Genomic DNA, 25,188 nt, shown 5'->3' on the forward strand with positions numbered 1-25,188 from the left:
GGGGGTCCGCCGACCGGGCGTGCCGCGACGCGGCGCACGGTGCGGCCGGCCGGGGCACGGGTGCGTGGTGGGCGAGGGTGGGCAGGAGCAGGCAGACCGACCGTACGGCATGAGAAGGAGCGACCTGATGAACCTCGACCTCGGCGGACGAACCGCACTGGTGACGGGCTCCTCGCAGGGCATCGGGGCGGCCATCGCCGCCGGGCTGGCCCGCGCCGGCGCCACCGTGGGCGTCAACGGGCGCGACGCCGGCCGCCTGGAGGAGAGCGTCGGGAGACTGCGAGACGAGGTGCCCGACGGCGTGTTCGTGCCGGTCGCGGCCGACCTCGGCACCGAGGAGGGCGCCGCGCGGGCCGTGGAGGCGCTGCCCGACGTGGACGTCCTCGTGAACAACCTCGGCGTCTTCGGCGCCGCCCCCGCGCTGGAGATCAGCGACGACGAGTGGCGCCGCTACTTCGAGATCAACGTCCTCGCCGGGGTCAGGCTGACGCGCGCCCATCTCCCCCGGATGAGGGACCGCGGCTGGGGCCGGGTGCTGTACATCGCGAGTGACTCGGCCGTCGTGATCCCCGCCGAGATGATCCACTACGGAGTCTCCAAGACGGCCCTGCTCGGGGTCGGCCGCGGCTTCGCGAAGGAGGCGGCGGGCAGCGGGGTCACGGTGAACTGCGTCATCGCGGGCCCCACCCACACCGAGGGCGTCGAGGACTTCGTGTACCAGCTCGTCGACCGCGACCTGCCCTGGGACGAGGCGCAGCGCGTCTTCATGCGCGAGCACCGGCCGCAGTCGCTGCTCCAGCGGCTGATCGAACCGGAGGAGATCGCCAACCTGGTGGTGTACCTCAGCTCCCCGCTCGCCTCCGCGACCACCGGCGCCGCCGTCCGGGTCGACGGCGGATACGTCGACTCGATCCTGCCGTAGCGTCCCTCCGGGGCCGCCGGTCCCCCCAGTGCCCCCGGGCCTCATTCGTCCCCGGCCGCGCGTCGCCGGTCCGCCTCCTTCCAGGCCCGTGTGTCGCGCGGCTCCACGTACGGCTCCTCCTCGGGCGGGTGGCCGCCGTCGATGACCCGCTGGCGGGCCAGCTCCGCGTCGAACTCCAGGCCGAGCAGGATCGCCAGGTTGGTCACCCACAGCCAGACGAGGAAGATGATCACACCGGCCAGGGTGCCGTACGTCTTGTTGTACGAGCCGAAGTTGGCCACGTAGAAGGCGAACCCGGCGGAGGCGAGCAGCCAGATCACCAGCGCGACCAGGCTGCCGGGGGAGACCCACTTGAAGCCCTTGACCCGGGCGTTGGGCGCGGCCCAGTAGAGGATCGCGATCATGGAGGTGACCAGCAGGACCAGCACCGGCCACTTGGCGATCGACCACACCGTCAGAGCGGTGTCGCCCACCCCGAGCGCGGTGCCCGCCTGCTGGGCCAGGCTCCCGGTGAAGACCACGATGAGCGCGCTGACCACCGCGAGCACCAGCAGCACCACGGTCAGGACCACCCGCAGCGGCAGCACCTTCCACACCGGGCGCCCCTCGGGCATGTCGTAGACCGCGTTGGCGGAGCGGATGAACGCGGCCACGTACCCGGACGCCGACCAGACGGCACCCACCAGGCCGACCACCGCCAGCACGGAGCCCAGGCCCGCCTTGGCCTGCAACTGCTCCACCGCGTCCGTGATCACGTCCCGGGCGGAACCCGGCGCGAGCTTGCGCACATTGTCCAGGACCTCCTGGGTGGCGGATTCGCCGGCGATGCCGAGCAGGGACACCAGCACCAGAAGGGCCGGGAACAGCGCCAGGATCCCGTAGTAGGTCAGGGCGGCGGCGCGGTCGGTCAGCTCGTCGTCCTTGAACTCGGCGACCACGCGCCGCAGCAGCGCGGACCACGAACGTTTCGGCAGCTCGGTGGGGGATTCCGGGGCGGCCTCCTCGGTGGCGGCATCCGGACCGTAGTCCTCGTCCGTCCGCTCCTCGGCCGGTTCACCGGCCGCTTCGTCGGCCGGTGCGTCCTTCGTGTGTTTCCCGCGACGGGAGAGATGCAGTCGGGCCATGACCTTCGGGTTGCCCGTCTCGGCGCAGACACGCTCCGCCGCCCGCACCCCGGCTCCCGGACCGGGCCGAACACCGCAGTATGCCGCAGCGCGCGCACGTTCCTCTGGAAAATGCCAAAGCGCTCACCGGATGCGTGCACTTTCCGTAGTGTCGTCGTCACGTTCGCGGTACAGCCGTGCAGGGGAGGGGATCCGGCGTGCCCGGAATCGACGAGAGTCTGCTGGAAGCCATGCGGCTGCCCGGCGCGCGCGGCGCGTCGCTGGTCGACTGGATCAGCGGGCTCGCTCTCGGCGCCGTCGGCGAGGCACCGGGCGGCGACTGGGAGGCGACGGCCGCGGAGACGGCCGAGCTGGGCCGGCACGTCGCCGAGAGCGGCTCCCTGGCGGCGGGCGGTACGGGAGGCGGCGGGGAGCCCGGCAAGGAACCCCCGGTGGAGGACCTGATCGCCACCACCGGCGACGCCTACCACCTGCTCAGATTCGTCAGCACCCCGTTCGACAGCACCGTCTTCCTGCACCTGTGGCTCGACCGCAACGACGGAAACCTCGCCCTGGCCCGCATCCGGCTGGCCGAGATGGCCGACCGGCTGGTGCTCGGATGACCCGGGTGACGACCACCTGGACCGCGCACGAGACGACGGCGGACGCCCTCGGCGCCCTCGCGCGCGAAGGAGCGACCGGCGCCCTGTCGGGCGAGCGCGGCATCGTCTACCTCAAGGCGGGCCGCGTCGTGCACGTCGAGTCGGCCTTCACCCCCGACCTCGGCGCACTGCTCACCCGCAGCGGCGCGGTCCCGACGGACGGCTGGTGGGAGGCGGTCGACCGGGGCGGCACACAGCACCGGGTCGGCCACCGGCTCGTGGACGGCGGCAGCCTCGCCGCCGGCGCGCTGGAGGTCTGTCACCTGGGCGCGCTGTTCGACGCCGCGTACTTCGTCCTGGCCCACGACACACGCGCGCAGCGCTTCCGGCCGGGCGCGGTGCACTGGCTCGGCGCGGTCCGTTCCGTGCCGGTGGACGTCGTGGTGCGCGAGTCCGGACGCCGGCGCGCCCTGCTGGACCGCATCTGGCCCGACCCCGCCATCGACACCCTCCCGCTGACCCGGGTGCCGGGCACCGGCTCCGCCGCCCTGCCCGCGCGACGCGGCCGCACCCTGACGCAGGTCGACGGCGTCCGCACCGCCGCCCAGATCGCCTCGGCGCTCGCCTGCCGCACCTACCACACCCTGGTCGAGCTGCGCCGCCTGGCCGCCGACGGCCTCGTCCGCGCGGCACCGCCCGCCGCCCGGCCCCCGCAGCCCGGACCGGAACCGCGGGCCCTCGTGTGGGACGACCCCGACACGGCCCTGCTGCGACGGCTTCGAGACGCCTTGGAGGCCCTGTGATCCGCGCGCGCCGCAGGCGCGACGAAAGGAGACTGCTCATGGCCGTCGAGAGCGACGTCCTGGACGAACTGCACCGGCTGCGCAACCGCGTCCCCCAGCTGACGGGGTCGCTCGCGGCCACCGTGGACGGACTCGTCCTGGCCCACGACGCGCCGGGCACCGAGCCCGAGGGACTCGCCGCGCTCACCGCGGCCGCCCTCGGTGTCGCGCACCGCATGGCCGAGGCCACCGCGCGCGGCGGCTTCCGCGAACTGCTGCTGCGCGGGGCCGACGGCTACGTCGCCACGTACGCCGCCGGTCCTGCCGCCGTGCTCACCCTGCTCGCCGACGGCCGGGTCAACGTGGGCCGGCTGCACCTGGAGGGCCGGCGCAGCGGCGCGCGGATCGGGGAGCTGGTCGCCGCCGGTCTCGGACCGGAACGCGGGCGCCCCCAGGCCGCCGAACCCGTCACGGCGCTCCCCGCCCAGACGGCCCGCCCCATCGGCACCCTCCCGGTGCGCACCCCGCAGCGCCCCGCCCACGAGCCCACCCCCCAGGCCGGCGGCCACCACCGGCCGACCTGAACCACCGATCGCGTACCGATCGCACACCGATCACGTCCGGAAAGGAAACCACCATGGCCAACCTGGAGACCTCGCTCAAGGAATGCCTCAGCTCCATCGACGGAGCGACCGCCGTCGCGCTGGTCGACTACACCAGCGGAATGGCGCTCGGCACCCTGGGCGGCGGCAAGGACTTCAACCTGGAAGTCGCCGCCGCGGGCAACACCGACGTCGTGCGGTCCAAACTGCGCACGATGGAGCACCTCGGTCTCAAGGACGAGATCGAGGACATCCTGATCACGCTGAACACCCAGTACCACATGATCCGCCTGCTCAAGGGCCGCGGCGGCAACGGGCTGTTCCTCTACCTGGTGCTGGACGCCAACCGCGCCAACCTGGCGATGGCCCGCCACCAGCTGCGCCGCATCGAGGGCGAACTGGAGGTCTGAACCCGGCCCCGCGTCCGCCCGTCCCGGCCCCGCCGGGACACGTCCGCCACCGGCCGCCCCGCAAGGAGCGGCCGGTGCCGGACACCACGGCTCAGGCGCCGCTCTCCCGGAGCATGTCCTCGCGCTCGACGTACTTCACGCGCTCACGGCCCTGCGGCTCGCCCTGCGCCCTCTCCGCTGCGTCGAGCCTGTACCAGCCGTCCCAGGTGGTGAAGCGGACGTTCCGCTCGGTGAGGAAGGCGTCCACCGCTTCCGGAGCGGGCGAGGCGGGCGTCTGGAGACGGCCGTTCGCGTAGTCGTCCAGCAGGTTCGACACCGTCTCGTTGGCGTCGCCCTTGGTGTGGCCGATCAGTCCGACCGGCCCGCGCCGGATCCAGCCGGTGACGTACGTCGACTGCAGGTGCTCGCCGGACTCCTGGACGACCCGGCCGCCCACGTCCGGGACCGTGCCCGAGTCGAGGTCCCAGGGCAGCTTGGGCAGCTGGTCGGAGAGGTAGCCGACCGCCCGGTAGACGGCCTGGACGTCCCAGTCCTTGAACTCGCCGGTGCCCTTGACGTTGCCCGTGCCGTCCAGCTCGGTGCGCTCGGTGCGCAGACCGACCACCTTGCCGTCCTCGCCGAGGATCTCCGAGGGCGACTCGAAGAAGTGCAGGAACAGCTTGTGCGGCCGGTCGCCGACGTCGCGGATCGCCCAGTTCTCCAGGGTCTTGGCGACCATGTCGGCCTGCTTGTTGCCGCGCCGGGTCGCGATCGAGCCCTCGTCGTAGTCGATGTCCTCGGGGTCGACGATCACCTCGATGTTGGGGGAGTGGTCCAGCTCCCGCAGCTCCATCGGGCTGAACTTCGCCTGCGCCGGGCCCCGGCGGCCGAAGACGTGGACCTCCAGCGCCTTGTTGGCCTTCAGGCCCTCGTACACGTTCGGCGGGATCTCGGTGGGCAGCAGCTCGTCGGCGGTCTTGGCGAGGACGCGCGCGATGTCCAGGGCGACGTTGCCCACGCCCAGGACGGCGACCTTCTCCGCCTCCAGCGGCCAGCTGCGCGGGAAGTCGGGGTGTCCGTCGTACCAGGCGACGAAGTCCGCCGCGCCGTACGAGCCGTCCAGGTCGGCGCCGGGGACGGACAGGGTCCGGTCCGCCGTGGCGCCGGTGGCGAAGATCACACCGTCGTAGAAGGCGCGCAGATCGTCCAGGCTGATGTCGGTCGGGTAGTTCACGTTGCCGAAGAGGCGGATCTGCGGCTTGTCGAGCACCTGGTGCAGGGCCGTGATGATGCCCTTGATGCGCGGGTGGTCGGGCGCGACGCCGTACCGGATGAGTCCGAACGGGGCGGGCATGCGCTCGAAGATGTCGATGGAAACACCGGGGTCGGCGGCCACTTCGGACTTGAGCAGGGCGTCAGCGGCGTAGATCCCGGCCGGGCCGGATCCGACGATGGCCACCCGCAGTGGGCGTGGCATGTTCAGGTTCCCTTCGAGCGGTGACAGATCGACTCTCGGGGAAGCCTAAGCTAAGGCAAGCCTAAGTCGGTACACGGGTCCGGTCTATGAGGTCATAAGCACACCTTATGGCATCTCATGGTTCAGGTTTGGGGGTCTCGTTCGGTGGGCCGGTGGGCCGGTGGGGGCACGGGACCCGGCCCGGTGTTTGAAGCGCCGGTCACGGGTGACGCAGGCGTGGGGCGAAGTGGCGCGTCCCGTGCAGCCTCACGAGGGGAGCCCGTGTGCAGCGTCCGGACGACGAACTCGATCCCAACCGGTGGCGGGCCCTCTGGGTCACCCTGGTCGCCGGTTTCATGACCCTGCTGGACGTGACGATCGTCGCCGTGGCCCTGCCCTCCATGCAGCAGGGGCTGCACACCTCGCCCGCGGCCGTGCAGTGGGTCGTCTCCGGGTACGCGCTGGCGTTCGCCCTGACCCTGGTGACCGCGGGACGGATCGGCGACGCGTTCGGCAGGCGCCGCGTCTTCCTCGTCGCCCTGGCCGCCTTCGTACTGTTCAGCGCCGCCGCCGGGGCCGCGCCCGGCATCGAGCTGCTGGTCGCCGCCCGGCTCGCCCAGGGGGTCGCCGCGGGCAGCCTGGCGCCGCAGAACTCGGCCCTCATCCAGCAGCTGTTCCGGGGCGCGGAACGCGGACGCGCCTTCGGACTCTTCGGCGCCACCGTCGGGGTCTCCAGCGCCGTGGGACCGGTCGTCGGCGGTCTGATCCTGGCGCTGGCGGGGCCCGAGGGCTGGCGGTGGATCTTCTACGTCAACGTGCCGGTCGGCCTGCTCGCACTGCTGCTCGGCTTCCGTCTGCTGCCCCGGGTGGCGCCCGGCGGCCGGGGACGGCTCGATCCCTTGGGCGTGGCGCTCCTCGGCGCGGGCATCCTGGCACTGATGCTGCCGCTGGTCCTCGCCGAGGGCGGCGGCCTGACCAAGGTGTGGTGGCTGTTCCCGGCCGGGGCGCTGGTCCTGGCCGCCTTCGCGCGGTGGGAGCGCCGCGTCGCCCGCCGGGGCGGCCAGCCGCTCCTGGAACCGGGACTGCTCACCGAGACCCGCGGCTACGCCACCGGCGCCGGGCTGGGGGCCCTGTACTTCGTCGGGTTCAGCGGGGTGTGGCTCGTCTTCGCGCTCTTCTTCCAGAACGGGCTGGGCTACTCACCCCTCATGTCCGGCCTCGCGGTGACCCCGTTCGCCGTGGGCTCGGCCGTCGCCGCGGCCGTGGCGGGCCGGCTGGTGGAACGGCTGGGGCGGCTGCTGACCGTCTGGGGGCTGATCGCCGTCATGGTGGGGCTCGGTACGACCGCGCTGCTGCTCTGGCTGGCGCCCTCCGGTCCGGCCGCCTGGCTCGCCGCACCGGCCCTGCTGCTCGGCGGACTCGGCAGCGGCTGCGTGATCTCCCCGAACATCACCATGACCCTCCGCGACGTGCCGGTGCGGATGGCGGGCGCGGCCGGGGGCGCCCTGCAGACGGGCCAGCGGCTGGGCGGCGCCGTGGGCACCGCCGCACTGCCGGGGCTCTTCTACCTGACGCTGAACTCCACCCACGACGACTACCACGAGGCCGTGGCCCTCTCGGTCGGCACCGGTGTCGCCGCCATGCTGTGCGCGCTGACCGTCGCGGTCCGCGACTGGCGCCGGGACCGCCCCGGCGAGGACCGCGGCTGCCCGCCGGAGACGTCCCACAGTCACACCCACGCCGGTCAGAACTGACCCACCGCCGGCTCCCCGGCGCTCAGCGGCGCTTGCCGAACCTGCGCAGCATCTCCTGGGCCTGCGCGCGGCGGCGCGGGTCCGAGGCGGTCCGGCGCACCTGCTCGGCCGCCCGGCGGCCCTGCGGGCTGCGCGCGAACTGCTTGATCCGGTCCAGTACTCCGGCCATGACGTTCCTCCGAGTCGACGACGTACTGCCTCGCCGGTGCTCGTACCCCGGCGCCCCGCCGGACACCCCTGCCGGGCATTCGTACGTTTGGAGCGGCCGCACCGGGCGACCCGCTGGACAGGACATCGCAAGCGAACGCCGAGAGGTGAAGCACTGTGGCCGGCAATCAGAAGTCCAAGGCCAAGATGGAGCAGGCCAAGGGGAAGGCCAAGGAAGCGGTCGGCCGGGCCGTCGGCAACGAGAGGATGACGGCCGAGGGCCGTGCCGCGCAGTCCAAGGGCGACGCGCGGCAGGCCAAGGAGAAGGGCAAGGACGCGTTCCGGCACTGACACCGGTACGCATCGGGCGGCACACGGGCCGCGGAACCCGGCACACGGCCGGTTCCGCGGCCCGCGTCGTGCCCGGCGGCCCCGGGACAGGACGCCACGGCCTCACCGGGGCCCCGGGTCAGCCGATGTGGTAGGCGTCCCCGTACACGTGCCAGTCCAGCGGCGGCTCGAGGTCCAGGTTGCCCTCGTCCAGGAAGACGCGCTGGGCCGTGTCCACCCGGCTGGTGTCGCTGTGCGCCTCCTCCTGCTTCATGGCCCACACCCGCTCGTCCAGGAAGGCGTGCAGGTAGGCCACCTCGTCCCCGCCCTGGGCCGGCGGCCGGGCCCGGCCCAGGGCGCGTTCGCGGATGCTGCCGAAGCTCAGCGGGTCGCCGCCGTCGCCGTGCATGACGATCGCGTCGTAGTACGCGAACTGCCCCAGCGTCCGCAGCCCGTCCTCCTTGCCGCGGCGTACGGCCGGGTCGAAGTAGACGCGGTCGCGTTCGTCGTCCTGCGCCCGGCGGAACTCCGGGTCCCCGTCGGCGGCCCCGCGCCAGTCGTCCGGGAAGCCGGGGTCGAGTCCCTCGTGCGAGTCGGAGCCGTCCACCCGGCGCAGCGCCGGCAGATAGGGCGCGAGGACGTTTCCGGGACTGCGCTCGGCGTACAGCTCGACCAGGTCGAGCATGTCGCCGGTGCCGGAGCAGAAACCGATGACGCCCGCGGTGTAGCCGCGGCCGTCACCGATGTCCTCGATGTACCGGTACTGGGCCTTCCAGTCGAGCGAGGAGTTCTCCGCGCTCGACACCAGTTGCATGGCGATCTCCTTCTTCGCCGGGTCGTCGAGCCCCGTCGCGCGAGCGGACGCCGCCGCGGCCCGCGAGGGGGTGAGGAGAGGGACTGCCGCCAGGGATGCGCATGCCATGGCGATCACGGTACGGCGCGAAGGGCCTGCGGGGAGCGCCGGGTGGGGGGAGGGGTGCCTCACGGAATCTCCAGGTGTCGTGGGGGTCGGGAGTGCCGGGCACTGATAGGAAAGTTTCCTACCAGACAATCGGCGCGCTGGACACCCGTCCCGCACGAGATTGGTACGGACCGAGGGCGCCCGCGCGCCCGCGCCGGCTCGGGCGGGTGACCGCCCCCGCGCCCGTCAGGGCACCGGCTGCTCCGCCCAGATGACCTTGCCCGCCGGTGTGTAGCGGGTGCCCCAGCGCTCGGCGAGCTGCGCGACCAGGAACAGGCCGCGCCCGCCCTCGTCCGTCATGGCCGCGTAGCGCAGATGGGGCGAGGTGCTGCTGCTGTCGAACACCTCGCAGATCAGGCTGCGGTCGCGCAGCACCCGGACGTGGACGGTCTCGCCGCCGTACCGGATCGCGTTGGTGACCAGCTCGCTGAGGATCAGCTCTGTGGTGAACACCAGCTCGTCGAGACCCCACTCGCCGAGCCGCCGGGTGACCTGGGAACGCACTTCGCCGACCGCCGCCGGATCGCTCGGGACCTCCCACTCCGCGACCTGGTCCGGGCCCAGCGTCCGGGTGCGGGCGACCAGCAGGGCGATGTCGTCGCCCGGCCGGTCGGGGAGCCGGGCGTCCAGGACGGTCCGGCAGGTCTCCTCGGGCGTCTCGCCGGCCGTCTCCAGCGCGCGGCGCAAGTGCTCCAGACCGACGTCGATGTCGTGCACGCGGTCCTCGACCAGCCCGTCGGTGTACAGCACGAGCCGGCTGCCCTCCGCCAGTCGCAGTTCCGTCGTCTCGAACGGGAGGCCGCCCAGGCCCAGCGGGGGCCCCGCCGGCACCTCGGGGAACTCCACGGTGCCGTCGGGACGGATCAGGGCCGGCGGCGGATGGCCCGCCCGGGCGATCACACAGGAGCCGGCGACCGGGTCGTAGATCGCGTAGAGGCAGGTCGCGCCGGTCACCGGGGCGGTGTCGTCGGCTGCCTCGTCCTGGTCGATCCGCCCGACCAGCTCGTCGAGCAGCCCGAGCAGTTCGTCGGGCGGCAGGTCGAGGGCGGTGAAGTTGTGCACCGCCGTCCGCAGCCGGCCCATGGTGGCCGCGGCGTGCAGCCCGTGCCCCACGACGTCGCCGACCACGAGCGCGACCCTGGCCCCGGACAGCGGCAGCACGTCGAACCAGTCCCCGCCGACCCCCGCCTGCGCGGGCAGGTAGCGGTAGGCGACGTCCAGGGCGTTCTGGTCGGGCATCCTGCGGGGGAGCAGGCTGCGCTGGAGGGTCACCGCCATGCTGTGCTCGCGGGTGTAGCGGCGGGCGTTGTCGATGGAGACCGCGGCCCGCGCGACCAGTTCCTCGCCGAGCGCCAGCTCGTCCTCGTCGAACGGCTCGGGTTTGACCGAACGCCAGAAGCTCACCACCCCGAGCACCAGGGCGCCCGCGCGCAGCGGGACGGTGATCAGCGAGTGGACGCCGTACTCCACCACCTGGGCCGAGCGCTCGAAGTCCTGCGCCTGCCAGCCGGGGGCCTCCCCGAGGCGGGGCTCCAGGACCGCCCGGCCGGTGAGCAGGGTGCGGCCCTGCGGGGATGAGTCCACGTAGCGGATCCGCCGGCCCACCGGATAGAGCGGGACCTCCTCGCTGATGCCGCTGAGCGCGGTGCGGCGCAGCGGCGTCGCACTGTCCGGCTGACCGCCGGCCAGCACGGTGTCGAACAGGTCCACGGTGACGTAGTCCGCGAACCGGGGCACGGCCAGCTCGCCCAGTTCCTCGGCGGTGCGGGTGACGTCCAGGCTCGTGCCGATGCCGACTCCGGCCGCGTACAGGATGTCCAGGCGCTCCCGGGCGGTCTCGGCCCGGCCGGACAGGGCCCGCAGCTCGGTGGAGTCGCGCAGCGTCGCGACGCTGCCGGCCGGACCGCCCCGTACGTCCGTGGGCCGCAGGTTGATGGCCAGCAGCCGGTCCTTGACCAGGTGCACCTCGTCGGTGGCGGCCTGGCCGGAGGCCAGCAGCTCCGCCAGGTCGGACGGCAGTCCGAGCGCGCTGACGTGCCGTCCCTCGGCGTCGGCGGGCAGGTCGAGCAGGCGCCGCGCCTCGTCGTTGGCGAGCAGCAGCCTGCCCTCGCCGCCGACGATGAGCACCCCTTCGCGGACGCTGTGCAGGACCGCGTCGTGGTGTTCGTACATCCGGGTCATCTCGTGCGGCCCCAGGCCGTGCGTCTGCCGCAGCAGCCGTCGGCTCACCAGGGCTGTGCCGCCCGTCGCCAGGGCCAGTCCGACGGCCGCCGCGCTCAGCACGAGGGGCAGCTGGCGGTCGGCGACGCCGCCCACGTTCTCCGTGGTGATGCCGGCCGAGACCAGGCCCACCACCTTCCCGCCGGGGGCCTTCACTGGCACGACCGCCTGGACCAGCGGGCCGATGGTGCCCTCGATCTCCTCGGTCACCGTCTTCCCGGCCAGCGCGGGGGCGATGTTCCCGACGAACTTCTTGCCGATGCGGTCCGGCTTGGGGTGGGTGTAGCGGATGCCCTCGTTGTTGGTGACGACCACGAAGTCCACGTCCGTGGCCTTGCGCACCGCCTCGGCGCGCGGCTGGAGCACCGCCGTGGGATCGGGGCTGCGCAGCGCCTCCACGATGCCGGGGGAGTTGGCGAACGTCTCGGCCACGGAGACGGACCGGTTGCGGGCCTCCACCGTGCTGTCGTGCCGCACCTGGAGCACCAGCGCGACCGCCGCGGCCACCACCAGGAACAGCACGATGACCACGTTCATCACGAAGACCTGGCCGGCCACGCTGCGTCCGGACAGCGCCGAGCGCAGCGCCGAGGCGGACCGCCCCGCGTCCGCTCCCCGCCGTGACCGGTCCGCGTCCTGCCGGTGTCGGGCGTGCGGGCCGCCGGGACGACGGGGTGACCGTTCTCCCGATCGACCCATCAGTCGGACCATGTGCTCATGTCTACACTGCCGGGCCCGGAGAGGCGAGGGGCACTCCCCGTGACACGGGGGGCCGCCGGACGGGTGCCGGGGGTGTTCGAGCCGGGAGTCCGCGGGCCGGGTCCGCCTCTCGTCACCGGGAGCTCCCGGGGCGGGCACGGCGGGTGGCGAGCAGCAGCGCGATGTCGTCGGGGCGGTCCGCGGTGTGGCGGGCGGTCACGACGATCCGGTCCGCGACCCCCGCCAGCGAACGGCTCCCCGGCCGCGCCGCGGGCGCTCCGGCCCGGGCCAGCGCGAGGCGCAGGGCGGTGATCCCGTCGTCGATGTCGGTGCCGGGCCGCTCCACGAGGCCGTCCGTGTAGAGGGCGAGGACGGCACCGGGCTCGACCTCGAACTCGGTCAGCGGATAGGGCGCGCCCGGGTCCACCCCGAGCACGACCCCGCCGGGCAGGTCGAGGGCCTCGGTGCGTCCGTCCGGGTGGCGCAGCAGCGGGGGCGGGTGTCCCGCGCGGGCCGCACAGGCCCGTCCGGTGGCCGGGTCGAGCCGGATGTAGCAGCAGCTCGCGAACAGGCCCGGGTCCAGATCGGCGAGCAGCCGGTTGACGCCGCTCATCACCTCGTCGGGCGGACGGCCACCGAGGGCGAAGGCGCGCACGGCGCTGCGCAGTTGCCCCATCGTGGCCGCGGCCTGCACCCCGTGCCCCTGCACGTCCCCGATGACGAGTGCCATGCTCTCCCCGGAGGCCACCACGTCGTACCAGTCCCCGCCCACCTCCATGCCCTGGGTGCCGGGCAGATAGCGGCCCGCCGTCTCGAGGAGCGGGTGCGCGGGCAGCCGCCGGGGCAGCAGCACCTCCTGCAGCCCGCGGGCGAGCGCGGTCTCGGACTCGTAGCGCCGGGCCTTCTCCATGGCGTGGGCGATGAGCCCGGCGAGGGCGGTGAGCACCGTGCGCTCCTCGGTGCTGAAGCCCCGCGACCGTTCGAAGCCGAGGATGCAGGAGCCGACCGGGCGCCCGGAGGCGATCAGCGGCAGGAAGGCGCGGGCGCCCTCGGTGGCGTCCAGCGGGATGCCCGGATACGCGGCGGCCAGTGCCTGCATCGTGTCGAAGAACAGCGGCCGGCCGCTGGTCAGCGTCTCCACCCCGGGCAGTCGGGCGTCCAGCGGCACCCCTTCGAAGGGCGCGAGGAAGCCGGGCGGGAAGCCCGTCTCCCACGCCAGGTGCAGATGGCGGTCCTGGAGCAGGTAGATGGCGAGCCGGCGGCCGCCGAACGCCGACAGCAGCTCCCGTACGACCACGGCGGACACCTGGCGGGCGGTGACCGCCTCGGTGAGGGCCACGGCCAGGACGATGGGGCGGTACTTCGGTGCCGTCGTGGCGATCGGCGGTGCCGGGTCGCCCGCCTCGGGACCGGAGGCCGGATCGGACCCGCCGCGTTCCGGCCCGCCGTGCTCGGGGGTGAGACCGGGGGACGCGTCGGCCACCCGGTTGGCCGGGCGGAGGGTGGCCGTCAGGAAGTCCGGCCCGGGGTACACGCGGACGGCGAGCCAGTCACCCTCGTAGGGCTGCGGCGTGGTGCCGCGGCAGGCGTCGGGCGGTCGCCGGACGTGGAAGCGGACCGGCTCCGGCGAGAGCAGGGCGCCGCGCAGGTGGTCCTCGTAGGCGGCCTGGTCCAGCCAGGGCAGGGCCTCCCACAGCGAGCGGCCGAGCAGCCCCGCCCGCGGCCCGCCCAGCAGCCGGGCGGCGCGGGGGTTGGCGTAGACGACGGTGCCGAGGCGGTCCACGCACATGACGCCCTCCGGCAGCAGGTCGGCCGCCGCGTCGGCCACGGCGCCGTCGAAGGCGTCGCGCACGGCGCCGCGCACCGGCCCGCCGACGAGCGGTGCGGACCGGGGCCGCCACAGCTCCACCAGGCGCAGCGCACCGTCCGCGGTGTGCACGTGCAGGGGAAGCGGGGGCGGACTGCCCGCGGCGGCGTCCCGCAGCGCCGCGGCGATCCGGTGCCCGTCCTCGGGGGCCAGGACGCCGGTGAGCGCCCCGAGCGCCGTCGGGGTGCCGGCGACCTCGGCCGCGACGCCGAGCAGGGCGCACAACGGCTCGTCGAGGGTGACGGTGCCGGAGTCCGGCTCCCAGCCGAAACTTCCGGCGCGCCGCGGATGCCGCCTTGAAGCGGGCGGCCGCACACACAGCGGCCCGCCCTCCCAGGCGACCGGCGGCGCGTCACCACCCGCCTCCAGCCGCTCCAGGGCCGCGCCCAGGTCCTGCGCCAGGCCGGCCACCAGGTCCGCGCCCTCCAGTACGTCGGCGGCGTGCGGGGCGGGGGGACACAGCACGGTCAGGACGCCGTAGGTGCGGCTCGCGCCGGCGACGGGCACGTACAGGGACCCGAAGGGGAACGGCAGACCGGCCGCGAACTGCGGATAGCGGCGCATGGTCTCGGCGGCGTTGGGCAGCACCACGCGGACGCCCAGCCGGTAGGCGTCGGCGACCGGGAACGGGCTGTCGGCGTGCAGGCGCCACCAGGGGCGGAACAGCGGACCGGGCAGTCCGGCGAGGACGGCGAGCCGCAGCAGGCCCGGCGTGGGGGAGCGCAGGTACACGCCCCCCACACGGCCGCCGGCCGCGCCGATCGCCCGCGTGGAGGCGTCGATCAGCAGCGCCGTCAGCCGTCCGGGCGTCCGGGCGGTCCGCCCGGCGTTCTCGGCGCCTGTGCTCATCGGCCCCACCTCGTCCGTGCGCCGCCGCGCGGGTGACACGGCAAGAATGCGCCACCACCGACCGGTCGCGCACGTGGTCGGTGCGCACGGGTGAGCGTGACGCGGTGGTGACGGGGCGTTGACCTCGGGGACCGGAGTCCGTAATCTCCTCCGCGACATTCGGAAATCAGACCGAAACTTTCGGCCTCCCCCCGGGCGAACTTCGGCGGCTTCCGCCCTTCCGAACGGCCTCCGCACACCGATTCGAGGAACGGGATGACATGAGCATGACTGTGAGACGCCTGTCGAGAGCGGCCACCGCCGGTCTCGTGGCCGCGGCCGCGCTGACGGCCGCCGCGCACTCCGCCGAAGCCGCCGACTCGCTGGGGTCCGCGGCGGCCGGCCAGGGCCGCTACTTCGGCACCGCCGTGGCCGCGAACCACCTCGGCGAGGCCGACTACGCCGCCACGCTGGACCGCGAGTTCAGCTCGGTGACCCCCGAGAACGAGATGAAGTGGGACGCCACCGAGCCCAGCCGCGGAACCTTCACCCTCACCTCCGCCGACCGGATCGTGGACCACGCGCAGAGCCAGGGCATGGACGTGCGCGGCCACACCCTCGTCTGGCACTCCCAACTGCCCTCCTGGGTGGGCTCGCTGGGCGCCTCCGACCTGCGCACCGCCATGAAGGACCACATCAACGGGCTGATGGGCCACTACAAGGGCGAGATCCACAGCTGGGACGTGGTCAACGAGGCGTTCCAGGACGGCGGCAGCGGCGCCCGGCGCAGCTCGCCCTTCCAGGACAAGCTCGGCGACGGCTTCATCGAGGAGGCGTTCCGCGCCGCCCGCGCCGCCGACCCGGCCGCCAAGCTCTGCTACAACGACTACAACACCGACGGCGTCAACGCGAAGAGCAATGCCGTCTACGCCATGGTCGAGGACTTCAGGTCCCGCGGTGTGCCCATCGACTGCGTCGGCTTCCAGTCCCACTTCAACAGCAACTCGCCGGTCCCGTCCGACTACCGGCAAAACCTCCAGCGCTTCGCCGACCTCGGCGTGGACGTGCAGATCACGGAGCTGGACATCGAGGGCTCCGGCTCGGCGCAGGCCGCCAACTACACCAAGGTGGTCGAGGCCTGCCTCGCGGTCAGCCGCTGCACCGGCCTGACCGTCTGGGGCGTCACCGACAAGTACTCGTGGCGCAGCGGCGGCACCCCGCTGCTGTTCGACGGCGACTACGGCGAGAAGCCCGCCTACGACGCCGTCCTGTCCGCCCTCGGCGGCTCGGGCGAACCCGGCGGCCCCGGCGACCCGGGCGACCCCGGCGACCCGGGTGACGGCACCGCGAGTTGCACGGCCACGTACACCAGGACCGCGGACTGGAACAGCGGCTACAACGGTGAGGTCACCATCACCGCGGGCAGCGAGCCGATCGGCTCCTGGACCGCGACGGTCACCCTGCCCGCGCAGCAGTCCGTCTCCTCCCTCTGGAACGGCACGCCCACCTGGAGCGGCAACGTCATGACGGTACGGCCGAGTTGGAACGGCACCCTGGCCGCCGGCGCGTCGACCAGCTTCGGGTTCACCGTGGCGAAGAACGGCAGCGACGCCGCGCCCACGGTCGGCACCTGCACCGCCTCCTGACCCGTCGATCGGTCCACCGCATCCGGCGCCGCCCCGCCCCCGTCCAGCACGGGCCGGGGCGGCGCCGGCTGCCGTGAAGGCGGTGGGCACCTCCAAAAGACGGCGCGTCCGGCGGAAGTTGGGGCAAACGGATCGTCGCGAGCGCCCTGGTGCGTATCGTGAGAGCCGGGGACCTTCGCTCCCTCCACTCGGCCCCGGACCGGACGGTGAGGCTCGGTATGAATCCGGCGCACGGACCCGACACCGCGGACGGCTCCGTCGTATCCGCGGTGGTGGAGTTCAGGGGCGGGTCCGCGATGATCCCCGCCTCCAGGGACGTCGTGCACGGCTTCGCCGCGCGCCTCGCCGAGCGGGGCGTGACCCTGGCGGACACCTTCCTGGACGCCGCCCGGCTGGTCGCGAGCGAGCTGGTGACGAACGCGCTGCGGCACGCGCCCGGCCCCTGCAGGCTGGAGCTGACCCTGGTGGGCGACCGCGTGGAGATCGCGGTGTCGGACACCGGGGACGCGTTCCCCACCTTCCTGCCCCGCGACCCCGTGCGGGTCGGCAGGCACGGGCTGGAGATCGTGACGCGGCTGTGCGACGAGGTCATCACCAGGCCGCACGCGACGGGGAAGACGGTGTACGCACGCCTGCCGCTGACCTGACCCGGTCAGGCGGTCAGGGCCCGCTCCACGCTCGGGTAGCAGGGAATGAGCGCGTCGACGCCCACCAGCCGCAGCACGCGTTCGACGGCGTCGCGGGGTGCGGCGAGCCGGAACCAGACGCCGCGGGACTCGGCGGCCCGGTGCGCGGAGATCAGTACGTTGATGCCGCTGGAGTCCAGGAACCCCACCTCGCCGAAGTCCACCACCGTGCCCGGCGCCGACTCCACCGATGCCAGCAGGACCTCGCGCAGCTGACTGCTGCCGTCGAGATCGACCTCTCCGGCGAGGATCACGAGGCTGACGCCGTCGCCCGTGGTGGTGCGGGTGATCAGCAGCCGCTCCGGTAGCGCCGCTCCCTCGATCTCCGCCACGCTGACCTCACCTCTCGTGTGTGCCGCATGTGCCCGGCCGCCGTCGGTGGGTCGATGTTAAGGCTCTTCGCCGCCCGAGTGGACCACTTGGGCGGACCCGGAGCGCATCGGCCGGAGCGGTCGTGCCGGGTTCGACGCGCGCGACGGCGCTGCTCTGACTACGGTCGAGGTGTGGTGGCACACACATTCGAGGAGCTCGTGCACAAGCGGCGCGCGGCGGACCTGGCACAGCACCGGGTCGAGGAGCTGCGCGACTCGTACGGGCCGCCCACGCAGCATCAGTGGACCCCGCGGCAGTCCCACACCTACGAGACGGCCGTACGGGCCTGGCGCGACCTGGACCGGGACGCGCGGACCGCGATGTCGGAGTACGTCAAGGAGGGAGGCCGGTCCCGGCACAAGATCGAGGCGAAACTCCGCAGGGCCGTCCAGGAGGACGGCCGAAGTACCTGACCGGGCAGGCGCCCGTCCCCCCCCGGGTCGCCTGCCGCCCCGGCCGACTCCGCTCGGCCGCCCCGCCCGGCTCGGCGCCCCAGCCCGCGAGCCGGGCGGCCGCCGTGCGGACCCGCAGGCCCGGCGGGTCAGCCCCGGCCCGACGCGACCTCGCCGCTCCCGCCGCTCCCGCCGCTCCCGCCGATCTCGCCGACGAGGTCGCGTACGGCGTTCAGGGCCGCCGCACGGTCCTCGGGGACCAGCCCGATGCGGGTGCGCCGGTCGAGCAGGTCGGCCTCGTCGAGGGCGCCCTCGTGCCGCAGCGCCCACACCAGCTCGGCCCCGGTGACGGGGTGGTCCGGCAGTACGCGCCCGGCGAGGCGGGGATCGCGGGCGGCGAGGGCCTGGACGGCCGGGGCCTCGGTGCCGTAGCGGCGTACCAGACGGCGCGGCGCGCGCACTCCCACCAGGGTGTGCGGGGCGGCGGCGCCGACCAGGGGCAGCGCGGCGGTGGGCGACGGGCCGGCGGCGAGGCCGCGGGCGGCGACGGCGGCGTCCACGGCGTCCTCGGCCATGCGCCGGTAGGTCGTGAGCTTGCCGCCGACCACGGTGACCACGCCCTCGGACGAGGTCAGCACGGCGTGCCGGCGGGAGACGTCCGCGGTGCGGGGCCCGCCGCCGGACCGGTCCGACGGGGTGGTGTCGAGCAGGGGGCGCAGACCCGCGAAGGCGCCCACCACGTCCTCGCGGTGGACCGGCACGTCCAGCACCGAGCCGAGCACGTCGAGCAGGAAGCCGACGTCGGTCTCGGGCGCCTCGGGCACGTCCGGGACGTCCCCGTCCACGGGCTCGTCGGTGAGGCCCACGTAGACGCGGCCGTCGCCCTGGGGCAGGACGAGGACGAAGCGGTTGGTCTCGCCGGGGATCGGCACGTGCAGGCCCGCCGGGAGCGGACCGAGCTGCTCCGAGCGCAGGACGAGGTGGGTGCCGCGGGAGGGGCGGATCCGGATGCCGTCCACGAGGCCGTCGGCCCACACCCCGGAGGCGTTGACCACCGCGCGGGCGCGTATCACCCCCTCCTCGCCGGTCGGCTCGTCGCGCACGCGGGCCCCTGATCCGGTCAGCTCCAGTGCCCTGACCCGGGTCAGGATCCGTGCCCCGCGGGCCGCGGCCGTGCGGGCCAGCGCCGTCACCAGGCGGGCGTCGTCGGTGAGCTGGCCGTCCCAGGACAGCAGGCCGCCGCGCAGCCGGTCCGGGCGCAGCGCCGGGGCGAGGTGGCGGGTCTCCACGGCGGACAGGCGCCGCGGCGCGGGCAGCGTGGCCCGGGCGGTGCGCGCCGCGAGGCGCAGGGTGTCGCCGGCCCGGAACCCGGCCCACGCCAGCGCGCCCTGGCCGCGGGAGACCAGAGGGGTGAGCGGCAGGACGAACGGCTGGGCGCGCACCAGGTGGGGCGCCGTGCGCTCCATCAGCACCCCGCGCTCCACCGCGCTCTCGTGGGCGACGTCGAGCTGGCCGGAGGCGAGGTAGCGCAGGCCGCCGTGGATGAGCTTGGAGCTCCAGCGGGAGGTGCCGAAGGCCAGGTCGTGGGCGTCCACGGCGACGACGCTCAGGCCGCGGGCGGCGGCGTCCAGGGCGGCGCCGGCACCCGTCGCGCCGAGCCCGACGACGAGCACGTCCACGACGGGGCCGCCGACGGTGTCGGCCAGCTCGCGCGAGCGCCGTGCGGCGGACAGGGAGGCCCCGGCGGCGGGGCGGTCGGTGGGGCTCATGGCGTGAGGGTCCTCTCCAGGATGGTGCGCAGCTCCGCGAGGAGGGCCGCGGGAGCCAACTCGGCGTCGTCCTCGTCGGTCATGGTCCGCAGCGACAGGGCGAAGGACTGCACGACCAGGAGCACCGACCGGGCCTGCCGTCCGGTGTGCGTCCCGCGCACCGACCCGTCGGCGTGGCCCTCCTCCAGGGCCTCGGCCAGCAGCCCGAGGAACGCCTCCTGGCTGGCCCCGCGCCGGTCCAGGACGTAGGGCAGGAGCAGCTCCGGATCGACGTCGACGATCTTGCGGAAGAGGGGGTGGCCGCGGAAGGCCTCCACCCCGGCCACCAGGCCGTCGACGATGCGCGAGCGGGTGTCGGCGGCCTGCCCGGGTGCCGGGACGGCGCCGGTGGCCACCGCGATCCACTCCCGGGTCATCAGGTCGCCGACCAGGGACCGCACGTCCGGCCAGCGCCGGTACAGCGTCATCCGGGAGACGCCGGCCCGGCGGGCGACGTCGGTCATCGTCGTACGGCGCACCCCGACGGCCATCACGCAGTCGCGCACGGCGTCCAGCACCGTGTCGTTGTCGGCGGGGGTCTGCCTGCTCGAGTGGTTGTGACGGTTGGGCGTCATGTGTCACAGTGTAACGCCCAGCGGGGTGGTGCGGACGGCATCCCTCGAAGCGACCGTGAGGACGACAGGCAATGGACATGCTGTGGAACGGCTGGGGCGACCCGGCCAGGGCGACGCCGCTGCCCGACACGGTGACCGGACTGCTGCGCGAGCTGCTCGGCGTCAGGACCCGCGACGCCGCCTCGCTCCCGCTGGCGGAGATCGCCGTCCCCGGGTCACCGCTGGACGAGGGCGCCCTCGGCGCGCTTCGGGCGGCCGTCGGGGACCGCGCGGACGACGTGCGCACGGACGCGGAGAGCCGCATCCGGCACACCCGCGGCAAGTCCACGCCCGACCTGCTGCGGATGCGGACCGGCGACACCGCCGACACCCCGGCCGCGGTCGTCCTCCCGGACGGCCACGACGAGGTGCTCGCCGTGCTGGCCGCCTGCGCCGAGCACCACCTCGCCCTGGTCCCCTTCGGCGGCGGCACCTCCGTCGTCGGCGGCCTCGCCCCGGAGCGCGAGGGCGCGTTCGTCGCCCTCGACCTGCGCCGCATGAACCGCCTGCTCGACCTCGACGAGGTCTCCCGCACCGCCACCCTCCAGCCCGGCCTGCGCGCCCCCGAGGCCGAGGCGCTGCTCGCCGAGCACGGCTACACCCTGGGCCACTTCCCCCAGTCCTACGAGTGGGCCACGATCGGCGGCTTCGCCGCGACCCGCTCCAGCGGCCAGGCCTCCGCCGGGTACGGCCGCTTCGACGAGATGGTCCTCGGCCTCACCCTCGCCACCCCCGCGGGCACCCTCGACACGGGCCGCGCCCCGCGCTCGGCCGCCGGACCCGACCTGCGCCAGCTCGTCCTCGGCTCGGAAGGCGCCTTCGGGGTCATCACGTCGGTCACCGTGCGCGTGCGGCCCCTGCCGGAGGTCCGGCGCTACGAGGGCTGGCGCTTCGCCTCCTTCGAGCAGGGCGCCGCCGCCCTGCGCCGGCTCGCCCAGGACGGCCCGCGCCCCACGGTGCTGCGGCTGTCCGACGAGACCGAGACCCTGGTCGGCCTCGCCCAGCCCGACGCCATCGGCACCTCACTGGAGCAGCAGGAGGACGCCGGATGCCTCGCGGTCGTCGGCTTCGAGGGCACCGAGGAGGACACCGCCCACCGCCGAGAGGGCGCCGCCGCCGTCCTGCGCGAGAACGGCGGCACCTGCGCCGGGGAGGAACCGGGGGAGCGCTGGGCGCACGGCCGCTACTCGGCGCCGTACCTGCGCGACTCCCTGCTCGACGCCGGCGCGCTCGCCGAGACCCTGGAGACCGCGGCCCACTGGTCCCGCCTTCCGGCCCTGTACACCGCCGTCCGCGAGGCGCTCACCGCCACCCTCACCGAGTCCGGCACCCCGCCCCTGGTCATGTGCCACATCTCGCACGTCTACGAGAACGGCGCCTCCCTCTACTTCACGGTCGTCTCCGCCCAGGGCGAGGACGCCGTGGCGCACTGGACCCGGGCCAAGCACGCCGCCAACGACGCGATCCTCGCCGCGGGCGGCACCATCACCCACCACCACGCGGTCGGCACCGACCACCGCGACTGGTACGTCCGGGAGGTGGGCCCCCTCGGCGTCGAGGCGCTGCGCGCCGTCAAGCGGAGCCTGGACCCCACTGGGCTGCTCAGCCCGGGCGTCCTGCTGCCCGCCGACTGACCCCGACGCCCGGCGCGCCCGCACCCCGTGAGACAACAGTCCGGCACCACCCGTCAGCCCGGAGGCACATCGATGCGACAGTTCACCGCCGTCGTCAACCCCACCGCGGGCGGCGCCACCTCGGCCGCCGCGCTCCTCGGGGTGGCCCGGCTGCTGCGGGAGGCCGGGGCGGGACTGGAGACCGAGTACAGCCACAGCCTCGCGCACGCCCGCGAACTCGCCCGGCAGGCCGGGGAGCGGGGCCGGGTGGTGCTCGCCGTCGGCGGCGACGGCATGGCGGGCGGCATCGGCGGTGCCCTCAGCGGCACCGGCGCCGTGCTCGGGCTCGTCCCGGCCGGACGCGGCAACGACTTCGCCCGGGCCCTGAAGCTGCCCACCGAGCCGGCCGCACTGGCCGAGGTGCTGCTGCACGGCGACCCCCGCCCGGTCGACACCGTCGAGGTCACCTCCGCCGTCCACGACCGCACCGTGGTCCTCGGCAGCGTGTACGCCGGTGTCGACGCGCTCGCCAACCGGCACGCCAACACCACGCGCCTGCTGCGGGGGGCCGCCTCCTACTACGCGGGGGCGGTCCGGGCCGTCGCGGGGTGGCGCGCCACGCGCTACCGCGTCACGGTCGACGGCGAGGAGCACGCCTTCACCGGCTACACGGTCGTCGCCGCCAACTCCGGCTACTACGGCTTCAACCGCCTCATCGCCCCCTCCGCCCGCGTGGACGACGGCCTGCTCGACGTGGTGATGATCCACCGGGCGCCGCGACGGCTGTTCTTCGCCCTGATGAACGAACTGGCGACGGGCGCCCACGTCCACCGGCCCCAAGTACACGTCGTGCGCGGCCGGGAGGTCCGCATCGAGGCGGACCGGGCGATACCCTACGGCGCCGACGGCGAGGTCGAGGCCGTCGTGCCCGTCACGGCCCGGGCGCTGCCCGGCGCGCTGCGCGTCCTGTGCTGAACAGGCGCCGAACACTGCGGGATGCCGGGCACCGACGTCCGTGCCCGGCATCCCGCAGTGTCCGGCGGATCAGCCCCGCGGTGTGGTGAAGCGTTCCCACACCCGGTGCGAGCCCATCAGCTCCGTGACCTGTTCCAGGGCCGCGGTGCCGGAGTCGGCGACGATCACACCGGGGGCGTCGGCGGGCACCCCCGACGCCTCGAGCGCCGGCGTGCCGCCGGCCCAGACACCGATCGCCTTGCCGTGCCGGAACGCCTCCGACAGCAGCAGGCTCACCCGCGGGTCGATCGTCCCCGGTCCCGCGGGCGCCGGGCCGGCCTTGTAGTCCCGCGGGGTGTAGGCGTCGCCGCCCATGTCGGGCGTCCCCGCGACCAGTACGGCGTCGAACTCGACCGACCGCGCGGTGACGTAGCTGCGCTGCACGGTCAGCGCGGCGTCGCCGGAGCCGAGGGTGCCGCCGGTCGGGGCCACGATCAGCGGCACCATCCCGGCGTTCAGCACCGCCTCGCGCACCGCGCCCACGCCCTCCAGGTCCGCGCCGCCGGTCACGATGCCGACTACCCTGCCGTCCAGCGGCCAGGTACCGCCCACCTGGGACAGCGCCGGGCTGGGTTCGACGTCGGCCAGTGGCACGGTCGGCTCCGGGGCGGGCAGGCCGAGGCCCTCGGCGACGCCCGCGCACAGCTCGGGGTCGACGTTGGCGAGGACCTGGAGCGTCCGCTCCCGGATCGCCTGCTCGTAGCACTTGCCCAGCTCGAAGGTGTAGGCGCCGATGATGTGCTCGCGCTCCACCGGGCTCATGCTCAGCCAGAAACGGCGCGGCTGGCTGAAGTGGTCCGCGAACGACTCCGGCGCCTTACGGACCTTCCTGCCCTCCGGCACCCGCACCGGCGCCTCGACGAACGCGTTCGCGTCCGCGCCCGCGGTGAACGGGCAGCCGCCGTCGAGGGAGTTGGGCCGGTAGGGCGCCACGCCCCGGTGCACGGCGCTCTGGTGCATGCCGTCGCGCAGCATGTCGTTGACCGGCGCCTGCGGCCGGTTGATCGGCAGCTGCGGGAAGTTGGGGCCGCCCAGGCGGGTGATCTGGGTGTCCAGGTACGAGAACAGCCGCCCGGCGAGCAGCGGGTCGTCCGTGACGTCGATACCCGGCACCAGGTGCCCGACGTGGAAGGCGATCTGCTCGGTCTCGGCGAAGTAGTTGGACGGGTTGCGGTTCAGCGTCAGCAGCCCGACCGGCTGCACCGGTGCCAGCTCCTCGGGCACGAGGTTGGTCGGGTCCAGCAGGTCGATGCCCTCGAAGGTCTGCTCCGGGTTGTCGGGGAAGGTCTGGATGCCCAGCTCCCACTGCGGATACGCGCCCGCCTCGATGGCGTCGGCGAGGTCCCGGCGGTGGAAGTCCGGGTCGACGCCGTTGACGGTCTGCGCCTCGTCCCAGACCAGCGAGTGCACGCCCAGCTTGGGCTTCCAGTGGAACTTCACCAGCGTGGTGACGCCCTCGGCGTTCACCAGCCGGAAGGTGTGGACGCCGAAGCCCTCCATCATCCGGAAGGAGCGCGGGATGCCGCGGTCGCCCATGAAGAAGATGGTGTGGTGGGTCGCCTCGGTGTGCAGCGAGACGAAGTCCCAGAAGGTGTCGTGGGCGCTCTGCGCCTGCGGGATCTCCCGGTCGGGGTGCGGCTTCGCGGCGTGCACGACGTCCGGGAACTTGATGGCGTCCTGGATGAAGAAGACCGGGATGTTGTTGCCGACCAGGTCGAAGACGCCCTCGCTGGTGTAGAACTTCGTCGCGAACCCGCGCGTGTCCCGGACGGTGTCCGAGGAACCGCGCGAGCCGACCACCGTGGAGAACCGGGTGAACACCGGCGTCTCCACGTCGGCGGCCAGGAACCCGGCCTTGGTCACCGAGGCGGCGGTGCCGTAGCTCTGGAAGACACCGTGCGCGCCGGCGCCCCGGGCGTGGACCACGCGCTCCGGGATGCGCTCGTGGTCGAAGTGCATGACCTTCTCGCGCAGATGATGGTCCTGCAACAGGACGGGACCGCGCGGCCCGGCCTTCAGCGAGTGGTCGGTGTCGTACAGCCGTGTCCCCTGGGCGTCCGTCAGATAGCTGCCGGACTGCGCAACCCGCGCCTGGTCGGCGCCCGTGGGCTGCCCGGTCGGTGAGACCGTGTCCGGGCCGCTCTGGTCCGGTTTCGGGGGCAGCGGCTCGCGGGGCTCGGTGGGTTCGGCGACGGGCGGCGACTCGGGGCCGGGGCGGCCGGGGATGCCGTCCGGTGGTCCACCGGCTTCGCCGTGCAGGCCCTCGGTCACCTTGCGGACTGCTCGCTTGAGGGGATTGGCCTCGCTCATCGGCCTTTCTCCGTTTCTGGGCGGGCCGTTGCACGCGCCCGGTCTTGTTCGGGTACCGACTGCCGTGGTGG

At 74.0% G+C, this 25,188-nt stretch carries 22 protein-coding genes; 12 read left to right on the top strand and 10 right to left on the bottom strand.

Annotation, left to right across the window (positions count from 1 at the left end):
- The first annotated feature begins 127 nt into the window (after window positions 1–127).
- Window positions 128–922: an SDR family NAD(P)-dependent oxidoreductase gene (locus ACIQFU_RS06765; protein WP_402549520.1), complete on the top strand. Its 795-nt coding sequence runs from the start codon at window positions 128–130 to the stop codon at window positions 920–922.
- A 41-nt stretch (window positions 923–963) separates the two neighbouring features.
- On the opposite strand, the gene ACIQFU_RS06770 is transcribed toward ACIQFU_RS06765, so the two are convergent.
- Entirely contained in the window at window positions 964–2,046 is a 1,083-nt protein-coding gene (locus ACIQFU_RS06770; RefSeq protein ID WP_402549522.1) for a YihY/virulence factor BrkB family protein, read from the bottom strand.
- Between the two features lie 197 nt (window positions 2,047–2,243).
- Here ACIQFU_RS06770 and ACIQFU_RS06775 point away from each other — a divergent pair, with 197 nt between their 5' ends.
- The 4 genes from ACIQFU_RS06775 to ACIQFU_RS06790 are packed head-to-tail and all read left to right on the top strand — an operon-like array spanning window position 2,244 to window position 4,421.
- Entirely contained in the window at window positions 2,244–2,648 is a 405-nt protein-coding gene (locus ACIQFU_RS06775; protein WP_402549524.1) for a hypothetical protein, read from the top strand.
- Window positions 2,645–3,430, top strand: a complete 786-nt coding sequence (locus ACIQFU_RS06780; RefSeq protein WP_402549525.1) for a hypothetical protein — start codon at window positions 2,645–2,647, stop codon at window positions 3,428–3,430. Before ACIQFU_RS06775 ends, ACIQFU_RS06780 begins: the two co-directional genes overlap by 4 nt.
- Window positions 3,431–3,468: 38 nt before the next feature.
- A complete protein-coding gene (locus tag ACIQFU_RS06785) occupies window positions 3,469–3,993 on the top strand; it encodes a roadblock/LC7 domain-containing protein (RefSeq protein WP_402549527.1) in 525 nt (174 codons plus the stop codon).
- A 53-nt stretch (window positions 3,994–4,046) separates the two neighbouring features.
- Window positions 4,047–4,421: a hypothetical protein gene (locus ACIQFU_RS06790; protein WP_381591826.1), complete on the top strand. Its 375-nt coding sequence runs from the start codon at window positions 4,047–4,049 to the stop codon at window positions 4,419–4,421.
- Between the two features lie 91 nt (window positions 4,422–4,512).
- Here the strand turns inward: ACIQFU_RS06790 and ACIQFU_RS06795 are convergent, their stop codons facing one another.
- A complete protein-coding gene (locus tag ACIQFU_RS06795) occupies window positions 4,513–5,877 on the bottom strand; it encodes an FAD-dependent oxidoreductase (RefSeq protein WP_402549528.1) in 1,365 nt (454 codons plus the stop codon).
- A gap of 263 nt (window positions 5,878–6,140) precedes the next feature.
- On the opposite strand from ACIQFU_RS06795, the gene ACIQFU_RS06800 reads away from it, so the two are divergent.
- A complete protein-coding gene (locus ACIQFU_RS06800) occupies window positions 6,141–7,610 on the top strand; it encodes an MFS transporter (RefSeq protein ID WP_402549530.1) in 1,470 nt (489 codons plus the stop codon).
- A gap of 22 nt (window positions 7,611–7,632) precedes the next feature.
- Here the strand turns inward: ACIQFU_RS06800 and ACIQFU_RS06805 are convergent, their stop codons facing one another.
- Window positions 7,633–7,779, bottom strand: coding sequence for a hypothetical protein (locus ACIQFU_RS06805; RefSeq protein WP_402549531.1), 147 nt, complete (start codon window positions 7,777–7,779; stop codon window positions 7,633–7,635).
- Between the two features lie 155 nt (window positions 7,780–7,934).
- Here ACIQFU_RS06805 and ACIQFU_RS06810 point away from each other — a divergent pair, with 155 nt between their 5' ends.
- Window positions 7,935–8,108 carry a CsbD family protein gene (locus ACIQFU_RS06810; RefSeq protein WP_037799605.1) on the top strand — a complete coding sequence of 58 codons (174 nt, stop codon included), beginning with the start codon at window positions 7,935–7,937 and terminating at the stop codon, window positions 8,106–8,108.
- 118 nt (window positions 8,109–8,226) lie between these two features.
- Here the strand turns inward: ACIQFU_RS06810 and ACIQFU_RS06815 are convergent, their stop codons facing one another.
- The 3 genes from ACIQFU_RS06815 to ACIQFU_RS06825 form a co-directional block, all read right to left on the bottom strand.
- The gene (locus tag ACIQFU_RS06815) at window positions 8,227–9,072 is read right to left on the bottom strand and encodes a chitosanase (protein ID WP_402549532.1); all 846 of its coding nucleotides are present in this window, start codon (window positions 9,070–9,072) and stop codon (window positions 8,227–8,229) included.
- 162 nt (window positions 9,073–9,234) lie between these two features.
- The gene (locus tag ACIQFU_RS06820) at window positions 9,235–11,967 is read right to left on the bottom strand and encodes a SpoIIE family protein phosphatase (protein WP_402549534.1); all 2,733 of its coding nucleotides are present in this window, start codon (window positions 11,965–11,967) and stop codon (window positions 9,235–9,237) included.
- A 133-nt stretch (window positions 11,968–12,100) separates the two neighbouring features.
- Complete coding sequence (locus ACIQFU_RS06825) at window positions 12,101–14,683, bottom strand: SpoIIE family protein phosphatase (protein ID WP_402549536.1); 2,583 nt, start codon at window positions 14,681–14,683, stop codon at window positions 12,101–12,103.
- A gap of 260 nt (window positions 14,684–14,943) precedes the next feature.
- Here ACIQFU_RS06825 and ACIQFU_RS06830 point away from each other — a divergent pair, with 260 nt between their 5' ends.
- Both ACIQFU_RS06830 and ACIQFU_RS06835 read left to right on the top strand, forming a co-directional pair.
- The gene (locus ACIQFU_RS06830) at window positions 14,944–16,308 is read left to right on the top strand and encodes an endo-1,4-beta-xylanase (RefSeq protein WP_402549537.1); all 1,365 of its coding nucleotides are present in this window, start codon (window positions 14,944–14,946) and stop codon (window positions 16,306–16,308) included.
- A 218-nt stretch (window positions 16,309–16,526) separates the two neighbouring features.
- Window positions 16,527–16,955, top strand: coding sequence for an ATP-binding protein (locus tag ACIQFU_RS06835; protein WP_402549538.1), 429 nt, complete (start codon window positions 16,527–16,529; stop codon window positions 16,953–16,955).
- Between the two features lie 5 nt (window positions 16,956–16,960).
- On the opposite strand, the gene ACIQFU_RS06840 is transcribed toward ACIQFU_RS06835, so the two are convergent.
- The gene (locus tag ACIQFU_RS06840) at window positions 16,961–17,326 is read right to left on the bottom strand and encodes an STAS domain-containing protein (RefSeq protein ID WP_402549540.1); all 366 of its coding nucleotides are present in this window, start codon (window positions 17,324–17,326) and stop codon (window positions 16,961–16,963) included.
- A gap of 174 nt (window positions 17,327–17,500) precedes the next feature.
- Here ACIQFU_RS06840 and ACIQFU_RS06845 point away from each other — a divergent pair, with 174 nt between their 5' ends.
- Window positions 17,501–17,779, top strand: coding sequence for a hypothetical protein (locus tag ACIQFU_RS06845; protein WP_402550016.1), 279 nt, complete (start codon window positions 17,501–17,503; stop codon window positions 17,777–17,779).
- A 128-nt stretch (window positions 17,780–17,907) separates the two neighbouring features.
- Here ACIQFU_RS06845 and ACIQFU_RS06850 read toward each other — a convergent pair whose 3' ends face one another.
- Together ACIQFU_RS06850 and ACIQFU_RS06855 are read right to left on the bottom strand one after the other, a co-directional pair.
- Entirely contained in the window at window positions 17,908–19,527 is a 1,620-nt protein-coding gene (locus ACIQFU_RS06850; protein WP_402549541.1) for a glycerol-3-phosphate dehydrogenase/oxidase, read from the bottom strand.
- Complete coding sequence (locus ACIQFU_RS06855) at window positions 19,524–20,141, bottom strand: TetR/AcrR family transcriptional regulator (RefSeq protein WP_402549543.1); 618 nt, start codon at window positions 20,139–20,141, stop codon at window positions 19,524–19,526. The genes ACIQFU_RS06850 and ACIQFU_RS06855 overlap by 4 nt, the downstream gene beginning before the upstream one ends.
- 71 nt (window positions 20,142–20,212) lie before the next feature.
- On the opposite strand from ACIQFU_RS06855, the gene ACIQFU_RS06860 reads away from it, so the two are divergent.
- Together ACIQFU_RS06860 and ACIQFU_RS06865 are read left to right on the top strand one after the other, a co-directional pair.
- Window positions 20,213–21,814 (top strand): FAD-binding oxidoreductase, encoded by a 1,602-nt coding sequence (locus ACIQFU_RS06860; protein WP_402549545.1) that lies wholly within the window; start codon window positions 20,213–20,215, stop codon window positions 21,812–21,814.
- 72 nt (window positions 21,815–21,886) lie between these two features.
- Window positions 21,887–22,768: a diacylglycerol kinase family protein gene (locus ACIQFU_RS06865; protein ID WP_402549547.1), complete on the top strand. Its 882-nt coding sequence runs from the start codon at window positions 21,887–21,889 to the stop codon at window positions 22,766–22,768.
- Window positions 22,769–22,837: 69 nt separating this feature from the next.
- Here the strand turns inward: ACIQFU_RS06865 and catB are convergent, their stop codons facing one another.
- A complete protein-coding gene (gene catB, locus ACIQFU_RS06870) occupies window positions 22,838–25,117 on the bottom strand; it encodes a catalase CatB (RefSeq protein WP_402549549.1) in 2,280 nt (759 codons plus the stop codon).
- Window positions 25,118–25,188 lie beyond the last annotated feature (71 nt).

The sequence above is a fragment of the Streptomyces sp. NPDC093065 genome (assembly GCF_044754585.1).
GTDB lineage: Bacteria > Actinomycetota > Actinomycetes > Streptomycetales > Streptomycetaceae > Streptomyces.